The sequence below is a fragment of the Actinoplanes oryzae genome (assembly GCF_030757795.1).
Lineage (GTDB): Bacteria > Actinomycetota > Actinomycetes > Mycobacteriales > Micromonosporaceae > Actinoplanes.
Map to the genome: position 1 here is coordinate 1 of NZ_JAUQWH010000180.1, position 17,649 is coordinate 17,649.

Consider the following 17,649-nt stretch of genomic DNA (forward strand, 5'->3'; position numbering starts at 1 on the left):
ACCGTCCCGGCCGGGACGGTTCCCGCCACGCCGCGCCCCGGGGAAGTCGTGGCGGGTCCCACTGCCTGGAACCGCGGCCGGGGCCGCCGCGGCGCACGGCCTAGACTTGGCGGCGTGCTGAACCGGATCGACCTGCGCGGCTCCCGCCGGGACCCGCGCGGTCTGCTGCCCCGTGCCCAGCTCGACGTCTCTCAGGCCGTCGAGCGGATCCGCCCCGTCGTGGAGGCGGTCCGGGAGCATGGTTTCGCGGCGATCCGCGACGCCACGGAGAAATTCGACGGGGTGCGCCTGGAGCGCCTGCGGGTGCCCGCGGAGGCCATCGCCGCCGCGGTCGACACCCTCGACCCCGAGGTGCGCCGCGCGCTCGAGGTCGCGATCGAGCGCACCCGTAAGGTTCACGCCGACCAGCGGCGCACCGACGTCACCACCCAGGTCGTCCCCGGCGGCACCGTGATCGAGCGGTGGGTGCCGGTCTCCCGCGTCGGCCTCTACGTGCCGGGTGGCCTCGCCGTCTATCCGTCGACCGTCGTCATGAACGTGGTGCCGGCCCAGGCCGCGGGCGTGAGCTCGCTGGTCGTGGCCAGCCCGCCGCAGCGGGAGAACGGCGGCCTGCCGGACGCGCGCGTCCTGGCCGCCTGCGCCCTGCTGGGCGTCGACGAGGTGTATGCGGCCGGCGGCGCCCAGGCGGTCGCCATGCTCGGCTACGGCTCGACCGGCGCCGACGAGACGGACGGCTGCGCCCCGGTCGACGTGATCACCGGGCCGGGCAACATCTGGGTGACCGCGGCCAAGCGGCTGCTGCAGGGCACGGTCGGCATCGACGCCGAGGCCGGCCCCACCGAGATCGCGATCCTGGCCGACGAGACCGCGTCGCCGGTGCACGTCGCCGCCGACCTGATCAGCCAGGCCGAGCACGACCCGCTGGCCGCGAGCGTGCTGGTCACCGACTCGCCCGAGCTGGCCGACGCGGTCGACGCCCAGCTGGCCGTCCAGGTGCCCGCGACCAAGCACGAGGCCCGGGTGCGCGAGGCGCTCGGCGGCCGTCAGTCCGGCGTCGTGCTGGTCGACGACCTGGCGCAGGGCCTGACCGTGGTCGACGCCTACGCGGCGGAGCACCTCGAGATCCAGACCCGCGACGCCCGCGAGTGGGCGTTCAGGGTCCGCAACGCCGGTGCCATCTTCGTCGGCGCCTACTCGCCGGTGTCGCTGGGCGACTATGCGGCCGGCTCCAACCACGTCCTGCCCACCGCGGGCTGCGCGCGCCACTCGTCCGGCCTGTCGGTGCAGTCGTTCCTGCGCGGCATCCACGTCGTGGAATATGACGAGGCCGCCCTGCGCGACGTGGCCCCGCACGTGGTCGCTCTCGCCAACGCCGAGGACCTGCCGGCGCACGGCCAGGCCGTGACCGCCCGCTTCGGCGACGCCGTTCCCTCCAGGCCCGGCGACCCGGCGTTCCCGGCCGCCGCCTCCGGCCCGGCCACATCCGGTGCGGCTGCTTCCGGCCCGGCGTCCCCGGCCGCTTCCGGCGCGGCTGCTTCCGGCCCGGCGTCCCCGGCCGCTGCTTCCGGCCCGGCGGCCTCCGGCCCGGCGGCCTCCGGTTCTGCTGCTGCGTCGGGCGATGCTGCCCTGTCCGGCAACGCTGCGTCGGGCGATGCTGCCCCGTCCGGCAACGCCGCGGGTTCTCCGGCGTCCGGGGGTGCCGCGTGACGACGATCGACGACCTGCCCATCCGCGACGACCTGCGGGGCCAGACGCCGTACGGCGCACCGCAGCTGGACGTGGCGGTGCGGCTCAACACGAACGAGAACTCGTACCCGGTGCCCGAGGCCGCCGTCGAGGCGATCGCCAAGGCGCTGCAGGCCGAGCTGGCCGACCTCAACCGCTATCCGGACCGGGACGCGGTCGCCCTGCGCACCGATCTCGCCGCCTATCTCGGGCACGGGCTGACCGCGGCGCAGGTGTGGGCGGCCAACGGCTCCAACGAGGTGCAGCAGCAGATCCTCCAGGCGTTCGGCGGGCCGGGGCGGACGGCGCTCGGCTTCGGGCCCTCGTACTCGATGCACCCGCTGCTCGCCGCCGGCACCGGCACCCGCTGGATCGGCGCGCTGCGCGACCCCGACTTCGGGCTGACCCCGGCCGCCGCGGTCGAGCAGATCGAGCGGCACCGGCCCGACCTGGTGTTCCTCTGCTCGCCCAACAATCCGACCGGCACCGCGCTCGACCCCGAGGTGATCGACGCGGTGCTCGCGGCGGCGCCCGGGATGGTGCTGGTCGACGAGGCGTACGCGGAGTTCGCCCGCCCCGGCACCCCGAGCGCCCTGACCCTGCTGCCGGGGCACCCGCGCCTGATCGTCAGCCGCACGATGAGCAAGGCGTTCGGCTTCGCGGGCGGGCGGCTCGGCTACTTCGCCGCCGACCCGGCCGTGGTCGACGCCGTGCAGCTGGTCCGCCTGCCGTACCACCTGTCGTCGCTGACGCAGGCGGCCGCGCGCGCGGCACTGGCCGAGCGGGACGCCCTGCTCGCGACCGTCGACGCGATCAAGGCGCAGCGCGACCGGATCGTGTCGACGCTGCGCTCGCGCGGGGTGCGGGTCGCCGACAGCGACGCCAACTTCGTGCTGTTCGCGGTGCCCGGCACGGCTTCGTCCGCCGGGGAGCCGGCCGTCGGCGACCAGCGGGCCGCGTGGCAGGCCTTCCTGGACCGGGGCGTGCTGATCCGCGACGTCGGCCTGCCCGGCTGGCTGCGCGTGACCGCGGGCGACCCCGCCGAGACCACCGCCTTCCTGACCGCCGCCGAGGAGATCCTGTCGTGAGCCGCATCGGGCGCGTCGAGCGCGTCACCAACGAGACCAAGGTCCTCGTCGAGATCGACCTCGACGGCACCGGCAAGGGCGACCTCGCCACCGGGGTCGGCTTCTACGATCACATGCTCAACCAGCTCGCCAAGCACGGCGGCTTCGACCTGCTCGTGCGCACCGAGGGCGACCTCGAGATCGACGCGCACCACACGATGGAGGACACCGCGCTGGCGCTCGGCGAGGCGTTCGCGATCGCGCTGGGCGACAAGGCGGGCATCCGGCGCTACGGGTCGGCCACGATCCCCATGGACGAGGTGCTGGTCCGGGCGGCCGTGGACCTGTCCGGCCGGCCCTACGTGGTGCACGAGGAGCCGGCGCTCGCCCCGTACATCGGGCCGGTCTATCCGACCAGCATGACCCGGCACATCTTCGAGTCGTTCGGCCACGCCGCCAAGGTGACGCTGCACGTCAGCGTGCTGCGCGCGGCGCGCGAGGGCGGGCACCCCGATGCGCACCACGTGGTGGAGGCACAGTTCAAGGCGTTCTCCCGGGCGCTGCGCGAGGCCGTCGAGATCGACCCGCGCAACGCCGGGGCGCTCCCGTCGACGAAGGGCGTGCTGTGAGCAGCGTCCTGCCCGTCCTCCTGCTCGGCCTCGCCGGCATGCTCGTCGGCGGCGTGGTGTCGCTGCGCCGGCAGGGTGCGACCAAGTTCTCGATCGGGCTCGTCGCCGCGCTCGCCGTGATCTCGGCGGCCGGCGGCGTGCTCTGGCTGCTTCCGGGGGATTCATGACCAGCGTCGTCATCCTCGACTACGGCTCGGGGAACCTGCGGTCGGCCGAGCGGGCGGTCGCCCGGACCGGCGTGGACGTCACGGTGACCGACGACCTCGACGCGGCCGCGGCTGCGGACGGGCTCGTGGTGCCGGGCGTCGGGGCGTACGCGGCGTGCATGGCCGGCATCGAGAAGCTGGGCGCCGGGCCGGTCATCGCCGAGCGGGTCGCCGAAGGCCGTCCGGTGCTCGGCATCTGCGTGGGCATGCAGATCCTCTTCGAGACCGGCGTCGAGCACGGCGTCGAGACGCGGGGGCTCGGGCTGCTGCCCGGCGCGGTGACGAAGCTGACGGCGAGCCGGATCCCGCACATGGGCTGGAACACCGTCACCGTCCCGCAGGAGTCGGCGCTGCTCGCGGGGCTGGACGCGGAGACGCGGTTCTACTTCGTGCACTCGTACGCGGCGTCGGACCTGGCGGCCCTCGAAGCCGCCGGCGCGAAGGTCACCACGGCCGCGCACGACCTGCCGTTCGCCGCGGTGGTCGAGCACGGGGCGCTGTCGGCGGCCCAGTTCCACCCGGAGAAGTCCGCCGACGCCGGGTACGCACTGCTGCGCAACTGGGCGTCCGCGCTGGATGAGTAAGGAACGCGCGCGGCGGCGGGCCGAGCGTCTCGCCGTCGCCGAGAAGCAGAAGGCCCGGACCGCGCGCCGGGTCGCCCGCCGGGAACGGCGGCGGGACCTGCAGCGCAGGCTCACCCCGCAGCGGCGCGGCTCGGGCCGGCTCTACCGGCGCAGCCGCGGCGAGCGCCTGGGCATCGTGGCCGTGCCGCTGGTCGCCGCGGTCGCGGTCTGGTTCCTCGTGCCCGAGCTCGGACTGCGCATCGTGCTCACCGTCCTCCTCGTCCTCGTGCTGCCGGCCCTGGTCGTCGCAGTTCTGGGCCGTCGTTAGTTCGTCTCGAAGATCGGAGCTCCCGTGACCCTCTCCCTGCTGCCCGCCGTCGACGTCGCCGACGGCCAGGCCGTGCGTCTCGTGCAGGGGGCCGCCGGCTCCGAGACCAGCTACGGCGACCCGCTCGAGGCGGCGCTGGCCTGGCAGAACGACGGCGCCGACTGGGTGCACCTGGTCGACCTCGACGCCGCGTTCGGGCGGGGCTCCAACGCCGCCCTGCTCGCCGAGGTGGTCGGGCGGCTCGACGTCAAGGTGGAGCTGTCCGGCGGCATCCGCGACGACGAGTCGCTGCGCGCGGCCCTCGGCACCGGCGCCGCCCGGGTCAACATCGGCACCGCCGCCCTCGAGGACCCGGAGTGGTGCGACCGCATCTGCGGCGAGTACGGCGACCGGGTGGCGATCGGTCTCGACGTGCGCGGCCGGACGCTGTCGGCGCGCGGCTGGACCCGCGACGGCGGCGACCTGTACGAGGTGCTCGAACGTCTCGACAAGGCGGGCGCCGCCCGGTACGTCGTCACCGACATCACCAAGGACGGCACGCTCAAGGGCCCGAACCTCGACCTGCTGCGCGAGGTCTGCTCCCGGACGCCGGCCCCGGTCATCGCCAGCGGCGGCGTCTCCAGCCTCGACGACCTGCGCGCCCTCGCCACCCTCGAACCGGTGGGCGTGGAAGGCGTGATCGCCGGCAAGGCACTCTACGCGGGCGCCTTCACGGTGGCCGAGGCCCTGGCGGCCCTCCGATGACCGTGGCGGTGCGCGTCATCCCCTGCCTCGACGTCGACGCGGGCCGGGTCGTCAAGGGCGTCAACTTCCTCGACCTGCGCGACGCCGGCGACCCGGTCCAGCTGGCCGCCGCCTACGACGCCCAGGGCGCGGACGAGCTCACCTTCCTCGACGTGACGGCGTCCTCGGACGACCGGGGCACGATGCTCGACGTGGTCCGGCGTACGGCGGAATCGGTCTTCATCCCCCTCACCGTGGGCGGCGGAGTCCGCTCGGTGGACAACGTCGACACCCTGCTGCGCGCCGGCGCCGACAAGGTGGGCGTCAACACCGCGGCGATCAGCCGGCCCGAGCTGATCTCGGAGATCGCCGACCGCTTCGGCAACCAGGTGCTGGTGCTGTCCCTCGACGTCCGCCGCGCCGAGGGCCAGCCCAGCGGCTGGGAGGTCACCACCCACGGCGGCCGCCGCAGCGCCGGCCTGGACGCGGTCGAATGGGCCGCCCGCGTCGCCACACTGGGCGCCGGCGAGATCCTCCTCAACTCGATGGACGCCGACGGCACCAAGGCCGGCTTCGACCTCGACCTGATCACGGCGGTACGCGGCGTCGTCGACATCCCGGTGATCGCGAGCGGCGGCGCGGGCGCGGTCGAGCACTTCGCGCCGGCGGTGGCGGCCGGGGCGGACGCGGTGCTCGCGGCAAGCGTCTTCCACTTCGGCGAACTCACGATCGGCGAGGTCAAGAACAGCCTCCGCGAGGCGGGCAACCCCATCCGCTGACCCCCGCCCGGCCGTCGGCAAGGGGGCACGGGGTCGCTCGGACCGGCGCACGATCTCCACCAGCTGAACGCCATCCTCAGCATCGCGCAGTCGGGCGCCGACGTTGTCGCCGCCGACGTGCACGGTGACGGGGACTCGCGCCAGCAGCGGCTGGGCCCGGTGGCGAGGGTCAGATGCCTTTCGTGAAGGCCAGGAGGGCTTCGGCGAGCGCGTCCGGTGCCTCCTGGGCTACGAGGTGGCCCACGCCTTCCAGGTGGAGGGTGGTGAGGGGGCCGGTGGTCACCTGGCGGAAGGTCTGCTCGGTGAAGGGGGCGCTCGCCCCGTCGATGGCCAGGACCGGCATGGGGAGCGGGGGAAGTGACCGGGTGGCGCCGGCGTCGGTGAAGACGCTTTGGTAGAGGCCTGTTGTTCCGCGCCAGCCGTGGGGGCGGGCGTAGGTGCGGGTGAATTCGGTCAGGTCCTCGTCGGTGACGGCGTTCGGGGTGGCCAGCATCATGGGGTACGCCCAGTCGGCGAGCAGCCGGCGCTCGTGGCCCGGCAGCAGCAGCTCCGGGATGCCGGGGGCGGCCAGGAAGCCGACGTGCCAGGAGCCGCCGTGGTTGACGTCGGCGAGCTGTTCGAGGCCGTAGCCGGGGAGCGTGCTCTCGATCGCCGTGAAGCTCAGGACGTCGGCGGGGTGGGTCGCGGCGAAGCGGAAGGCCACGAAGCCGCCGATGTCCTGGCAGGACAGGTGGACCGGGCCGAGGGCGAGGTGGTCGACCAGGTGGTGCAGGTCCTCGGCCGAGGTGGCGACGTCGTAGGGGCCCTCGCCGGTGCCCGAGTCGCCGAAGCCGCGCAGGTCGACGGCGATGACCCGGTGGGTCCCCGCGAGCAGCGGGATCAGCTTGCGGAAGGCCCACCAGGACTCCGGCCAGCCGTGGACCAGCAGGATCGGGGAGCCTTCGGTGCCGGCCGTGACGTAGTGCAGGCGGGTGCCGTTCAGGTCGGCGTAGTGGTGGGTGACGTCGGACATGGCGACTCCTCGGATAGACAGCCTGGTTGTCGAGTACGGTAGACAACCTGGTTGTCTAAGTCAACGGCTCGGTTAGGCTGCCCGCATGTCAGGTTCCGGTGCCGATCTCGCCATGTTGCTGCTCAACGGCTTTCGCCACCTGGCCGACCGGGCGACCACCGAGCTCGCCGCGCGGGGGTACGAGGACGTCACCACGACGCACGAGTTCGCGCTGACGGCGATCCTCGAGGGGGCGGACAGCGCCTCCGAGCTGGGGCGGCGGCTGTCCGTGACCAAGCAGTCCGCGGCCAAGACGATCGCCGCGCTGGAGGGGCGGGGCTACGTGGGGCGGGAGCCCGATCCCGCCGACGGCCGGCGGATGCGCCTGCTCGTCACCGAGCGTGGGCTGGCGATGCGGCGCGAGGGGCGGGCGATCTTCGACGAGATGCGCGCGGAGTGGGAGCGGGAGGTCGGCGCCGGCGCCCTGGCCGGCATGGAGGAGGCCCTGCGGCGGCTCCTCGACGGCAGGAGCTAGCGACCGTCGGCGAGGCGGAGCGAATATTCGCGTACGGCGGCGTTGTAGGTCTTGTCGTCCAGCTCCCAGGCCGAGTCGCCCGGCGAGGCGCTGCGGTTGAGCTGGGTCTGGAGGGTCAGCACCGCCGAGGACAGGCCGCTGAAGGGGCGGGTGCGCCACAGCTGCTCGCCGGCCGGCGCCACCTCGACCAGGTCGTCGTCGACGGTGATCAGGCCGGCGCCGGCGAGGCGGCGGACGGCCTCCTCGAGCTCGGCGCGGCTGGGGACGCTGTGGTGCAGGAAGTCGGCGGCCGCCAGCAGGTCGGCCAGGCTCGCCCCGGTCACGGGCAGGGCGGCGTGCATCGCCCGATCGCGCTCGAGGCGCTCGGCGATGACCGCGGACACGAAGATCCAGGCGTCATTCCAGTGCCACTCGCCAGCCCCCATGTCGCCATGATGCCGTGTGGCCGCCGAACCCGAAAGCGAATGTGTCCGGATGATCACCGGACCGTGTCCCACTGTCGGGATATGTCGCCCGTCAGCGCAGTCCATCCTGGACGGCGACCGGCTCGGGGGCGGCCGGGCGGATTGTGAACATCGGCAGGAAGAACTGGGCGAGGGGACCGATCGTCACGGCGTACACGACGGTGCCCACGCCGAAGGTGCCGCCCAGCAGGAAGCCGATCGCCAGCACGCCGAGCTCGATGCCGGTCCGGACCAGGCGGATCGACAGCCGCGGGAAGCGCCGCACGATGCCGGTCATGAGCCCGTCGCGGGGGCCGGGCCCGAGGCGCGCGCCGATGTACATGCCCGTGGCGACGCCGTTGAGCAGCACGCCCGCCACGAGGTAGCCGATCCGGGCGGGCAGGTGGTGACCCGGGGAGAGCACCGCGAGCGCGGCGTCCGCCACGAGGCCGATGACGACCAGGTTGGCGATCGTGCCGAAGCCCGGCTTCTGCCGCAGGGGGATCCAGAGCAGCAGCACCGGTACGCCGGTCAGCAGCACGACCACGCCGAAGCTCAGCCCCGTGACGCGGGACACGCCCTGATGGAACACGTCCCACGGGTTGAGTCCCAGGTCGGACTCCACCATCAGGGCCATGCTGATGCCGTACAGCACGAGTCCCAGGAAGAGCTGCGGGACGCGTTTGCCAAGATCCGTCATAAGTGCCACTCTGAAGGCCAATCCGCCGACCTGACATAGCCAATTTCCCGGAGGTGGCCGTGACGACCACGATGCGAGGCGACCAATTGGCTCGTCTGCTCGGGCAGTGGCATGCGTTGCCGGGTCGTCGCCGCAGTCCCGATTATGCCGCGCTCGCCGGGACGATCCGCGGACTGCTGAGCGACGGGCGGCTGCCGCTCGGGGTGCGCCTGCCCGCCGAGCGCGACCTCGCCGCGGCGCTGGGCGTGAGCCGCACGACGGTCACGGCGGCGTACCGGGGGCTGCGCGAGAGCGGCCACCTGACCAGCCGGCGCGGCGCCGGCAGCTGGACCACCCTGCCCCACGGTCACCGGGTCGCCACCTCGGGGCTGTGGACGCCGGACGACGACATGGAGATGATCGATCTCGGGGTGGCCGCGTCGGCGGCGCCGCCCGAGCTGGTGGGCGCCGCCCGGGCCGCCGCCGAGGACCTGCCGCGCTTCCTCGGCAGCGCCGGCTACCGCCCGACGGGGCTGGGGGAGCTGCGCGACGCGGTCGCCGCCGGCTACACGCGGCGGGGCGTGCCAACGAGCGCCGAGCAGATTCTGATCACCAGCGGGACGCAGCAGGCCCTGGACCTGTCGCTCCGGCTGCTCGTCCCGCCCGGCACCACGGTGCTGGTGGAGTCGCCCACCTATCCGAACGCGCTCGCCGCCCTGGCCGCCCGCCGCGCCCGGATCAGCACCCACGGGCTCGACGCGGAGACCGGCTGGGACGCGGAGCTGCTGCTCGGGGCCGTGCGGCAGACCCGGCCGCGGATGGCGTACCTGATCCCGGAGTTTCAGAATCCCACCGGCCACCTCATGCCGGCCGCCCTGCGCGAGCGGCTCGTGGCCGCGGCGCACTCGGCCGGCACCGAGCTGGTCATCGACGAGTCATGGGTGGACCTGCCGCTCGACAGCACCGAGATGCCCCCGCCCGTGGCCGTTTTCGATCGCCACTCGCGGGTGGTGTCGATCGGCGGCATGAGCAAGGCGTACTGGGGCGGCCTGCGGATCGGCTGGGTGCGCGCCTCGGCGCCGCTGGTGCAGCGGCTGGCCGCGCTGCGGGTGGGCGTCGACATGGCGAGCCCGGTGCTGGAGCAGCTGGTCGCCGTCCGGCTGCTGCAGGACGCGGAGAGCATCGTGGCCGCCCGCCGCGCCGAGCTGCGCGAGCGCCGGGCGGTGCTGGCCGCGGCCGTCCGCGAGCACCTGCCGGAGTGGCGCTTCAAGGAGCCGGCCGGGGGCACGGTGATCTGGGCGGAGCTGGACGGCCCGATCTCCAGCGCGCTGGCGCGGGCGGCCGAGGAGGTCGGCGTCCGGCTGGCTCCCGGACCCCGCTTCGGCCTGGACGGGACGCTCGAGCGCTTCCTCCGGCTGCCCTATCCGCTGCCGCCGGCGGACCTGACCGAGGCGGTGCGCCGGATCGCCTCGGTCCGCTACGACCTGGACCACGTGACCCGCCCGGACTGGCGGGTCCCCGCGGTCATCGCCTGACCACCGCTCCCGGCTCGCTCACATCTTGGCGAGCGAGCCCTCGTACATCTTGTCGATCTGGTCGCTGAAGTTGGCCTCGACACTGCGCCGCTTGATCTTCATCGACGGCGTGATCTCGCCGTGCTCGATGGTGAGGTCGCGCGGCAGGATGGCGAACTTCTTGACGGTCTCCCAGCGGTTGAGCTTGCCGTTCAGCTCCTCGACATAGCCCGCCACGAGCCGCTCGGCCTCCGGCGACGCGACGATCTCCGCATAGGTCCTGCCGGCGTGCGGGCCGCCCGCCGCCCACGCCGCGATCGCGTCCTCGTCCAGGCTGACCAGCATGGTGACGAAGTTGCGCGCCTGCCCGACCACGACCACCTGCGACGTGTACGGGCACACGGCCTTGAACATGCCCTCGATCGCCGACGGCGCGATGTACTTGCCGCCGGACGTCTTGACCAGGTCCTTCTTCCGGTCGGTGATCCTGAGGTAGCCCTCGTCGTCGAGCTCGCCGATGTCGCCGGTGCGCAGGAAGCCGTCCTCGGTGAACGCCTCGGCCGTCTCCTGGGGCAGGTTGTGGTAGCCGCGCATGACCGGGGTGCCCTTGACCAGCACCTCGCCGTCGTGGTCGATCCGGCACTCGAGGTCGCCCAGCGCCTCGCCGACCGAGCCGATCTTGAGCCGGCCGAGCCGGTTGACGAAGATGGCGGCGCTGGTCTCCGTGAGCCCGTAGCCCTCCATGATCGGCAGGTTGGCCGCGGCGAAGAACTCGGCGATGTCGCGGCTCAGCGGCGCCGACCCGGAGACGAGCAGCCGCAGGTTGCCGCCGAGCCGCTGCTGGAGCTTGCTGAAGACCAGCCGCTCGGCCACGGCGTAGCGGGCCTTGAGCGCCGCGGGGACGGGCTTGCCGGCCTGCTCGAGGGCAACCTTCTCCTTGCCCGTCCGCACGGCCCAGGCGAAGATCTTCGGCTTGAGCCCGCCGCCGGCCGTCGCCGTGGTGACCGTCTTGTTGTAGACCTTCTCGAAGATCCGGGGCGCCGCGCACATCAGCGTCGGGCGCACCATCGGCAGCAGCTCGACGAGCTTGTCGACCCGGCCGTCGACATAGGTCGGCGCGCCCACGTGGATGACGCCGCAGGTCAGGCACTTGCCGAAGGCGTGGGCCAGCGGCAGCCAGAGGTACTGCATGTCGCTCGGCTCGAACAGCCCGAGCCCGCCCTGCGCGACGCCCTCCCAGCACCAGCAGGCGTGGGTGAGCTGCACGCCCTTGGGCCGCCCGGTCGTCCCGGACGTGTAGATCAGCGTGGCCAGATTGTCCGGCCCCAGCTGGGCGGCGATCCGCTCGATCAGGTCCGGCGTCTCGGCGAGCCGGGCCCGGCCGCGCTCCTCCAGCTCGGCGAGGGTCAGCTGCGGCGGCTGCGCGGACGCGTCGGGCAGCCCGTCGAGGAGCACCACGTGGGTCACCGCGTTGTCCGTGCCGGCGAGCTTGAGGGCCTGCTTCGGGTCCTCGGCGATCACGACCCGCGACCCGGAGTCGGCCACGATGTAGGCGGCGTCCTCGGGCTCGGTGGTCGGATAGACGGTGGTGGTCGCGGCGCCCGCCAGGTTGACCCCCAGGTCGGCCAGCACCCACTCGATCCGGGTGTTCGAGATGATCGACACCCGGTCCTCGAGCCCCACGCCCAGGCTGACCAGGCCGGCGGCGATCGCCTTCGTGCGTTCCCCCACCTGGGCCCAGGTCAGCCAGTCGATGGCCGTGTCGTCGGCCGACGGCGATCCGAAGGCCCGGCCGTCCGGCGTGGCCGCCACCCGACGCAGCAGCATGTCGGGAATCGAGGTGTAAGGAACTTCGAGAGCCATCGGCGCCGCCTCTTTGCGTCGTTGGGGCCTGTAACAGCCGCGTTAACGAAGGGTATTGCGCAAGCGTCGCCCGCACCAGAGGCTGCCGGGTCTTCAGGACTTTCACAGATGGTGGCAGGTTCGATCGCCATCGAGGAAGCTGGATCTCGCGGCCGTAGGGTCGGCCGCATGAGACGTTCCTGGCTCGCCGTCGCGATCCTCGCGGTGGTTGTCCTGACGCCGGCGCCCGCCGCCGCGGCCACCGGTTCCGTCCGGCTCGCGGACACGGCCACGGCGGTTCCCGGCAGCTATCTGGTCGTGCTCAAGAAGGCGGTGGACCGGACGGGCGCGCTCGCCGCCCGCTACGACGGCAGCGTCACGCGGACGTTCGACGCCGTCCACGGCTTCGAGGCGGCGTTGTCGCCCCGGCAGGCGCGGCGACTCGCCGCCGATCCCGCGGTCGCCTTCGTCGAGCAGAACCAGGCCGTGTCCCTCGCCGCCGCGGCGCCCTCCTGGGGCCTCGACCGGATCGACCAGCGCGACCTGCCGCTGACCAGCACGTTCACGGCGGCGGGGACCGGTGCCGACGTCACCGCGTACATCATCGACACGGGCTTGCTCTACTCCCACACCGACTTCGGCGGCCGGGCCGGCCTCGGGCACGACGCGATCGGCGGCTACGGCAACGACTGCAACGGCCACGGCACCCACGTCGCGGGTACGGTCGGCGGCTCCACCTACGGCGTCGCGAAACAGGTCACGCTCGTCGGCGTCCGCGTCCTCAACTGCTCGGGCGCCGGCACCACGGCCGGGGTCATCGCGGGCGTCGACTGGGTCACCGCCCACGCGGCCCGGCCGGCCGTCGCCAACCTCAGCCTCGGCGTCCCCGCCAGCGAGGCCCTCGACGCCGCGGTGAACGCCTCCATCGCGTCGGGGATCACGTACACGGTGGCCGCGGGCAACGCCAACACCGACGCCTGCACCATCTCCCCGGCCCGCGTCCCCGCCGCCCTCACCGTGGGCGCCACCACCAGCACCGACGCCCGCGCGCCCTTCTCCAACTCCGGCACCTGCCTGGACCTCTTCGCCCCGGGCACGGCCATCACCTCCGACTGGTGCACCGGCGACACCGCCACCAACGTGCTGCACGGCACGTCGATGGCGGCCCCGCACGTGACCGGGGCGGCGGCGCTGGTGCTGTCGCGGCACCCGGACTGGACGCCGGCGCAGGTGCAGGACGCGCTGCTCACCGCCGCCACCCCGGACAAGGTGACCAACGCCGGGGCCGGCTCCCCGAACCGCCTGCTCTTCACCGGCTGACCCACCTGCCGCGGTGCCCGGGCTGCGTCGCCCGGGCACCCTTCCTTTTCCTGTACGCCGCCACGACCGTCCGTGGCGCGCTGCGCGGTCAGTCGTCGTCTTCCCGTGGCGCGCTGCGCGGGTCAGTCGTCGTCTTTCCTTGGCGCGCTGCGCAGGTCAGTCGTCGTCGCCGTGCCGCCCGTGATCGTCACCCCGGTCGTCGCCGCCGTGCCGCCCATGGTCGTCGCCGTGGTCGTCGTCGCCCCGGTTGTCATCGCTGCCGTCGCTGCCGCTGCCGCTGTGGTCGTCGCTGCTCCGGCCGCTGCTGCTGCTGTTGTCGTCGTCGGTCCGGTGCCGGGTGATCGCGCCGGTCGCGCGGTCGACGTCGATGTCGTGCTCGACGCCGTTGCGGACGACGTCCACGTCCCAGACGGCCCGTCCGTGCTCGGTCTCCCGCTCGATGCTCTCGACATAGCCGCCGCCGGCCGCCCTGAGCGCGATCATCTTCGCCGCGTCGATGCTGATGAGTCCGCTGTCGGCGGCCCGGGCGGCCCCGCTCGACGCGCTGCCCGACGGCCTGGGCGAGGCTTCCGTGCTGCTGCTCGCCGAGGGCGACGGGGAAGCCGGGTCGTCGGTCGCGGACGGCGACGGGGAAGCCGAGTCGTCGAACCCGGAGTCGTCCGTCGCGCCGGGCGAGGCGGTGATGACGTCGCCGTTCGGCTTCATCGGCACGGAGATGTCGTCGCCCCCGTCCGAGGCGAGCGCCACCCCGCCCACGGCGAGCGCGGCGACGGTCCCGGCGGCCAGCGCGGCGGCGGTGCGAATCCTGATCATGAGAACCTCCGGTGTGTCGGGTGAACCAGCACGACGAAGATCCCGCGATCCGCCCTAGCGGCACGCTGTGCGAACGCTAAGCCCTGGTTAAGCCGCGGAGGAGCTCCCGCAACAGTGCCCCCGATCACTGACGCCCCCTCGCCCCAGCACGTGCGCCGTCACGTCGCGCCGCCACCCGCCGCGCGCGCCGCCACCCGCCGCCGCGGTCATGGGCCGGCGATCGGGGCGGGCGCGGGGGCGAAGGTCAGGCGCACCAGGGCGCCCCCGCCGTCGGCCGTCTCCACGGTCAGCGAGCCGCCGCCGTCCTCGGCCGCGCGGCGGGCGATGTCGACGCCCAGGCCGGTGGAGCCGCTGCCCGACGTGCCGCGGCGGGTGCTCGAGGCGGGGAAGCCCGGCCCGAAGTCGCGCACCGTCAGCTCGGCCCCGCCGTCCGCGCCCGGGCGCAGCGTGACCGCCAGGGCCGTGCCGTCGGGGGTGTGCGCGAAGACGTTGCCGAGCAGCGCGTCGAGGGCGGCCGCGAGCTCGTCGGCGGGCACGGCGACCGGGAGCGGGACCGCGGGCAGCCGGGTGCTCACCTCGCGGTCGGTGTCCTCGGCGAGGACGGTCCAGAAGGCGACCCGGTCGCGGACCACGGCCGTGGCGTCGCAGCTCTGCCGCTCGCCGCCGCGGCGGCGGGCCTGCTGGATGACCGTGGTGACCGCCCGCTCGATCCGGTCGGCGGCGGCCGACATCCGGTGCGCCTCGGCGGGGTCGCGCATCGACTCCACCTCCAGCCGCAGCGCGGTCAGGGGCGTGCGCAGCCGGTGCGACAGGTCGGCGACCTGCTCGCGCTCCTCGCGGAGCAGGTCCTGGATGCGGCCGGCCAGGTGGTTGAGGGCGCCGGCGACCTCCCGGACCTCGGGCGGCCCGGCGGGGGCGGCGCGGGCGGACAGCTCGGCGCGGGCCAGCCGGTGCGAGACCGCGGACAGGCCGGCGATGGGGGCGACGAGGGTGCGGGCGAGGCGGTCGGCGACGAGCAGCCCGAGCACGACGAGGGCGGCGCCCAGCCCGGCGAGCACCAGCCAGGCCCGGGTGACGCCGCGGGTGAGCTCGGCGGCCGGGACGAGGGAGCGGATCACGTACGTCCCGCGGGTGCTCCGGACCCCGACCACCACCTCGCGTCCGGCCGCCGTGTCGACTGTCAGCGATTGCACGTCGGCGGCGGCGAGCCGGACCGCGGGGGTGCGCTCGGCGGGGCTGCCCAGCACGGCGCCCGCCGGGGTGAAGACGCTCACCGGCACCGGCTGGCCCTCGAGCGAGCCGGTGACCCCGGCGTCGTCCGCGCTGCCGATCAGCGGCACGATCGCCTGGATGACCGCGGTCGCCTGGCTGACCGCGCGGTCGGCCGCCACCTGCCGCACGAGCACGGCCAGGGGCACCAGGAACGCGATCAGCACCAGGCAGGTCGTCGCCGCCACGAGCAGCGTCAGCTGTCGTCTCACGCGGGCTCGCTCAGCCGGACGCCGACGCCGCGGACGGTGTGCAGATAGCGCGGCTGCTGGGCGGTCTCGCCGAGCTTGCGCCGCAGCCACGACAGGTGCACGTCCACGGTCTTGTCGGCGCCGCCGTAGGGCACCTGCCACACCTCGCTGAGCAGCTCACGCTTGGTCACCACCTGTCCCGCCCTCGTTGCCAGATGATGCAGCAGATCAAACTCTCGTGGCGTGAGGTCAAGCCCGGCACCGTCCAGCGTCGCGGTCCGCGCGCCCGGATCGATCCGCAGCCCGCCGACGGTCAGCGCGACCGGCTCGCCCCCGCCCGTTCCGCCCCGGCGCAGCACGGCCCGGATCCGCGCCTCCAGCTGCGCGGCGGTGAACGGCTTGACCAGATAGTCGTCGGCGCCGGCGTCGAGCACCCGCACGATCTCGGCCTCGTCGTCGCGTGCCGTCGCGACGATCACGGGCACGGCGCTCACCGCTCGCAGCATCCGCAACATCTCGCGCCCGTCGAGGTCGGGCAGCCCGAGGTCGAGCACCACGAGATCGGGGCGCTCGGCCAGCGCGGTCTGCAGGCCGTCCATCGCGTTGTGCGAGGCCGCCACGGCATGCCCCCGCTCCCGCAGGGCGCGCAGCAGGTTGGTCCGGATCGCCGAGTCGTCCTCGATGAGAAGCAGGTGAGCCACCCGCGCACGGTATCCGGTCGGCCCGCGCGCGGCGGCGGCCTTAACCCTCTCTTAGCCTTCCCCGGTCCTGCTCTTAGCCCCGCACCGGGCATAGTCGTACGCATGAACCGTCGCACCCTGCTCGGCGCCGCGAGCTGGCTCGGTGCGGCCGCGGTCGCCGTCCTGGTCGGCCTGGCCGCCATCAGCATCATCGGCGCCGGTCTCACCTCGACCACGGCCCGCCCGCTGAGCGAGGCCGACGTCGCCCGCCGCCTCGACGCGGTGCCCACGGCGAGCGCACCGGCATCCGCGCCGGCGTCCCCGTCGGCGGAGGCGAGCCTGGGCACCCCGAGGGCCGCCACCCGCACCTTCTCCACCCGCGGCGGCACGGTGGTCGCCCGCTGCGAGGAGGAGGGCGGCCCCGAGATCGTCTCCATGTCCCCGCGCCCGGGCTTCGAGCTGCACGACCAGGACGACGACGAGGGCGAGTTCCGCAGCACGAGCGACAACCACGACCGCGTCAAGTTCCGCGTCACCTGCGCCGGCGACCAGCCCCAGCTGACCACCCGCGGGGACGACGACTAGGGAGTGCGGCCGTCCTCGAGGTAGGCGCTCGTTCCCCCGGCACGGGCGGCGAGGGCCGCGGTGACGCGGCGGGCCAGCAGGGGAGTCAGTCGCGCGGCGGCTTCGGCGGGTCCGGACCAGGCCCAGCTGCGCAGCTCGTCCGCCGGGAGGACGATGTCCGCCGCGCGGGCGGCGGACAGGACGCCCCCGTCGAAGACCAGCATCAACCCTTCCGTACGCCCGGCGCGCGGCGGCACCCAGTCGGTGACCAGCAGCCGCCCCGGCTCGACGGCCAGTCCCAGCTCCTCGGCCAGCTCCCGGATCACCGCCGCGCGCGGGGACTCGTCCGCCTCCACGGTCCCGCCGGGGATCTCCCAGGACGGCTTGTACGTGGGCTCGACGAGCAGGACCCTGTCGTGCACGTCGGTCAGGAGCAGGCCGGCGGCCATCCGTTTGCGGGGCAGCCCGGCGGTGAAGTCGGTCACGGGTCCACACGGTAGTGGCCGGGGGAGGAGGATCGGCGCTGACGGAGCCGGGCGTACGGGGGTGCGGTGTGGACCTGGTCGTGGATCTGAGCGGGCACGGGGACCGGACGGTCCGCATCTACCGGGCGCTGCGGGCGGCCGTCGTGGACGGTCGCCTGCCCCCGGGGCACCGGCTGCCCGCCACCCGGGTGCTCGCCGCGGACCTCGGGGTGGCGCGCAACAGCGTGGCGACCGCCTACGAGCAGCTGGTCGCCGAGGGCTATCTCACCGCGCGGACGGGCGCCGGGACCTTCGTGGCACGGG

Annotated in this window: 20 protein-coding genes and 1 pseudogene; 13 read left to right on the forward strand and 8 right to left on the reverse strand. The window is 73.9% G+C overall.

Annotated elements, in window-relative coordinates:
- Positions 1-114: 114 nt before the first annotated feature.
- From hisD to hisF, 8 genes and pseudogenes are all read left to right on the forward strand, one after another.
- A pseudogene (gene hisD / locus RBH18_RS36875) lies at positions 115-1,416 on the forward strand (histidinol dehydrogenase); the annotation flags it as partial.
- Positions 1,417-1,703: 287 nt separating this feature from the next.
- Complete coding sequence (locus tag RBH18_RS36880) at positions 1,704-2,813, forward strand: histidinol-phosphate transaminase (RefSeq protein ID WP_306215138.1); 1,110 nt, start codon at positions 1,704-1,706, stop codon at positions 2,811-2,813.
- The gene (gene hisB, locus RBH18_RS36885) at positions 2,810-3,421 is read left to right on the forward strand and encodes an imidazoleglycerol-phosphate dehydratase HisB (RefSeq protein WP_306215139.1); all 612 of its coding nucleotides are present in this window, start codon (positions 2,810-2,812) and stop codon (positions 3,419-3,421) included. Before RBH18_RS36880 ends, hisB begins: the two co-directional genes overlap by 4 nt.
- Positions 3,418-3,588, forward strand: coding sequence for a hypothetical protein (locus tag RBH18_RS36890; RefSeq protein ID WP_306215140.1), 171 nt, complete (start codon positions 3,418-3,420; stop codon positions 3,586-3,588). Before hisB ends, RBH18_RS36890 begins: the two co-directional genes overlap by 4 nt.
- Positions 3,585-4,211, forward strand: a complete 627-nt coding sequence (gene hisH / locus RBH18_RS36895; protein ID WP_306215141.1) for an imidazole glycerol phosphate synthase subunit HisH — start codon at positions 3,585-3,587, stop codon at positions 4,209-4,211. Before RBH18_RS36890 ends, hisH begins: the two co-directional genes overlap by 4 nt.
- The gene (locus tag RBH18_RS36900; protein WP_306215142.1) at positions 4,204-4,518 is read left to right on the forward strand and encodes a hypothetical protein; all 315 of its coding nucleotides are present in this window, start codon (positions 4,204-4,206) and stop codon (positions 4,516-4,518) included. The genes hisH and RBH18_RS36900 overlap by 8 nt, the downstream gene beginning before the upstream one ends.
- A gap of 24 nt (positions 4,519-4,542) precedes the next feature.
- A complete protein-coding gene (gene priA / locus RBH18_RS36905; RefSeq protein ID WP_306215143.1) occupies positions 4,543-5,262 on the forward strand; it encodes a bifunctional 1-(5-phosphoribosyl)-5-((5-phosphoribosylamino)methylideneamino)imidazole-4-carboxamide isomerase/phosphoribosylanthranilate isomerase PriA in 720 nt (239 codons plus the stop codon).
- Positions 5,259-6,020: an imidazole glycerol phosphate synthase subunit HisF gene (hisF, locus tag RBH18_RS36910; protein WP_306215144.1), complete on the forward strand. Its 762-nt coding sequence runs from the start codon at positions 5,259-5,261 to the stop codon at positions 6,018-6,020. The genes priA and hisF overlap by 4 nt, the downstream gene beginning before the upstream one ends.
- Positions 6,021-6,189: 169 nt before the next feature.
- Here hisF and RBH18_RS36915 read toward each other — a convergent pair whose 3' ends face one another.
- Positions 6,190-7,032 (reverse strand): alpha/beta fold hydrolase, encoded by an 843-nt coding sequence (locus tag RBH18_RS36915; protein WP_306215145.1) that lies wholly within the window; start codon positions 7,030-7,032, stop codon positions 6,190-6,192.
- 85 nt (positions 7,033-7,117) lie between these two features.
- Between RBH18_RS36915 and RBH18_RS36920 the strand changes: the two genes are divergently transcribed.
- Positions 7,118-7,546, forward strand: a complete 429-nt coding sequence (locus RBH18_RS36920; RefSeq protein ID WP_306215146.1) for a MarR family winged helix-turn-helix transcriptional regulator — start codon at positions 7,118-7,120, stop codon at positions 7,544-7,546.
- Here RBH18_RS36920 and RBH18_RS36925 read toward each other — a convergent pair.
- Both RBH18_RS36925 and yczE read right to left on the reverse strand, forming a co-directional pair.
- Entirely contained in the window at positions 7,543-7,971 is a 429-nt protein-coding gene (locus RBH18_RS36925) for a hypothetical protein (RefSeq protein WP_306215147.1), read from the reverse strand. The genes RBH18_RS36920 and RBH18_RS36925 overlap by 4 nt on opposite strands.
- 91 nt (positions 7,972-8,062) lie before the next feature.
- The gene (gene yczE, locus RBH18_RS36930; protein ID WP_306215148.1) at positions 8,063-8,689 is read right to left on the reverse strand and encodes a membrane protein YczE; all 627 of its coding nucleotides are present in this window, start codon (positions 8,687-8,689) and stop codon (positions 8,063-8,065) included.
- Positions 8,690-8,748: 59 nt separating this feature from the next.
- On the opposite strand from yczE, the gene yczR reads away from it, so the two are divergent.
- Positions 8,749-10,203 carry a MocR-like transcription factor YczR gene (gene yczR / locus RBH18_RS36935; protein ID WP_306215149.1) on the forward strand — a complete coding sequence of 485 codons (1,455 nt, stop codon included), beginning with the start codon at positions 8,749-8,751 and terminating at the stop codon, positions 10,201-10,203.
- An 18-nt stretch (positions 10,204-10,221) separates the two neighbouring features.
- Here yczR and RBH18_RS36940 read toward each other — a convergent pair whose 3' ends face one another.
- On the reverse strand, positions 10,222-12,045 hold the full coding sequence (locus RBH18_RS36940) for an AMP-dependent synthetase/ligase (RefSeq protein WP_306215150.1): 1,824 nt from the start codon (positions 12,043-12,045) through the stop codon (positions 10,222-10,224).
- Positions 12,046-12,213: 168 nt separating this feature from the next.
- Here RBH18_RS36940 and RBH18_RS36945 point away from each other — a divergent pair, with 168 nt between their 5' ends.
- Positions 12,214-13,344 (forward strand): S8 family peptidase, encoded by a 1,131-nt coding sequence (locus RBH18_RS36945; protein WP_306215151.1) that lies wholly within the window; start codon positions 12,214-12,216, stop codon positions 13,342-13,344.
- Between the two features lie 156 nt (positions 13,345-13,500).
- Here RBH18_RS36945 and RBH18_RS36950 read toward each other — a convergent pair whose 3' ends face one another.
- The 3 genes from RBH18_RS36950 to RBH18_RS36960 form a co-directional block, all read right to left on the reverse strand.
- The gene (locus RBH18_RS36950; protein WP_306215152.1) at positions 13,501-14,157 is read right to left on the reverse strand and encodes a PepSY domain-containing protein; all 657 of its coding nucleotides are present in this window, start codon (positions 14,155-14,157) and stop codon (positions 13,501-13,503) included.
- A gap of 206 nt (positions 14,158-14,363) precedes the next feature.
- Positions 14,364-15,638: a sensor histidine kinase gene (locus RBH18_RS36955; protein ID WP_306215153.1), complete on the reverse strand. Its 1,275-nt coding sequence runs from the start codon at positions 15,636-15,638 to the stop codon at positions 14,364-14,366.
- Positions 15,635-16,318: a response regulator transcription factor gene (locus RBH18_RS36960; protein ID WP_306215154.1), complete on the reverse strand. Its 684-nt coding sequence runs from the start codon at positions 16,316-16,318 to the stop codon at positions 15,635-15,637. The genes RBH18_RS36955 and RBH18_RS36960 overlap by 4 nt, the downstream gene beginning before the upstream one ends.
- A gap of 102 nt (positions 16,319-16,420) precedes the next feature.
- Between RBH18_RS36960 and RBH18_RS36965 the strand changes: the two genes are divergently transcribed.
- Positions 16,421-16,882 carry a hypothetical protein gene (locus RBH18_RS36965; protein WP_306215155.1) on the forward strand — a complete coding sequence of 154 codons (462 nt, stop codon included), beginning with the start codon at positions 16,421-16,423 and terminating at the stop codon, positions 16,880-16,882.
- Here RBH18_RS36965 and RBH18_RS36970 read toward each other — a convergent pair.
- Positions 16,879-17,346 carry an NUDIX domain-containing protein gene (locus RBH18_RS36970; RefSeq protein WP_306215156.1) on the reverse strand — a complete coding sequence of 156 codons (468 nt, stop codon included), beginning with the start codon at positions 17,344-17,346 and terminating at the stop codon, positions 16,879-16,881. The genes RBH18_RS36965 and RBH18_RS36970 overlap by 4 nt on opposite strands.
- 68 nt (positions 17,347-17,414) lie before the next feature.
- Here RBH18_RS36970 and RBH18_RS36975 point away from each other — a divergent pair.
- Positions 17,415-17,649: winged helix-turn-helix domain-containing protein (locus tag RBH18_RS36975; RefSeq protein WP_306215157.1), on the forward strand; the 235-nt coding region annotated here is incomplete at its 3' end.

Bases quoted from the DNA above. Each gene is read 5' to 3' on its own strand.
- hisH (WP_306215141.1), top strand. From the start codon at position 3,585: ATGACCAGCGTCGTCATCCTCGACTACGGCTCGGGGAACCTGCGGTCG.
- RBH18_RS36900 (WP_306215142.1), top strand. From the start codon at position 4,204: ATGAGTAAGGAACGCGCGCGGCGGCGGGCCGAGCGTCTCGCCGTCGCC.
- hisF (WP_306215144.1), top strand. From the start codon at position 5,259: ATGACCGTGGCGGTGCGCGTCATCCCCTGCCTCGACGTCGACGCGGGC.
- RBH18_RS36915 (WP_306215145.1), bottom strand. From the start codon at position 7,032: ATGTCCGACGTCACCCACCACTACGCCGACCTGAACGGCACCCGCCTG.
- RBH18_RS36920 (WP_306215146.1), top strand. From the start codon at position 7,118: ATGTCAGGTTCCGGTGCCGATCTCGCCATGTTGCTGCTCAACGGCTTT.
- RBH18_RS36925 (WP_306215147.1), bottom strand. From the start codon at position 7,971: ATGGGGGCTGGCGAGTGGCACTGGAATGACGCCTGGATCTTCGTGTCC.
- yczE (WP_306215148.1), bottom strand. From the start codon at position 8,689: ATGACGGATCTTGGCAAACGCGTCCCGCAGCTCTTCCTGGGACTCGTG.
- RBH18_RS36940 (WP_306215150.1), bottom strand. From the start codon at position 12,045: ATGGCTCTCGAAGTTCCTTACACCTCGATTCCCGACATGCTGCTGCGT.
- RBH18_RS36945 (WP_306215151.1), top strand. From the start codon at position 12,214: ATGAGACGTTCCTGGCTCGCCGTCGCGATCCTCGCGGTGGTTGTCCTG.
- RBH18_RS36950 (WP_306215152.1), bottom strand. From the start codon at position 14,157: ATGATCAGGATTCGCACCGCCGCCGCGCTGGCCGCCGGGACCGTCGCC.
- RBH18_RS36965 (WP_306215155.1), top strand. From the start codon at position 16,421: ATGAACCGTCGCACCCTGCTCGGCGCCGCGAGCTGGCTCGGTGCGGCC.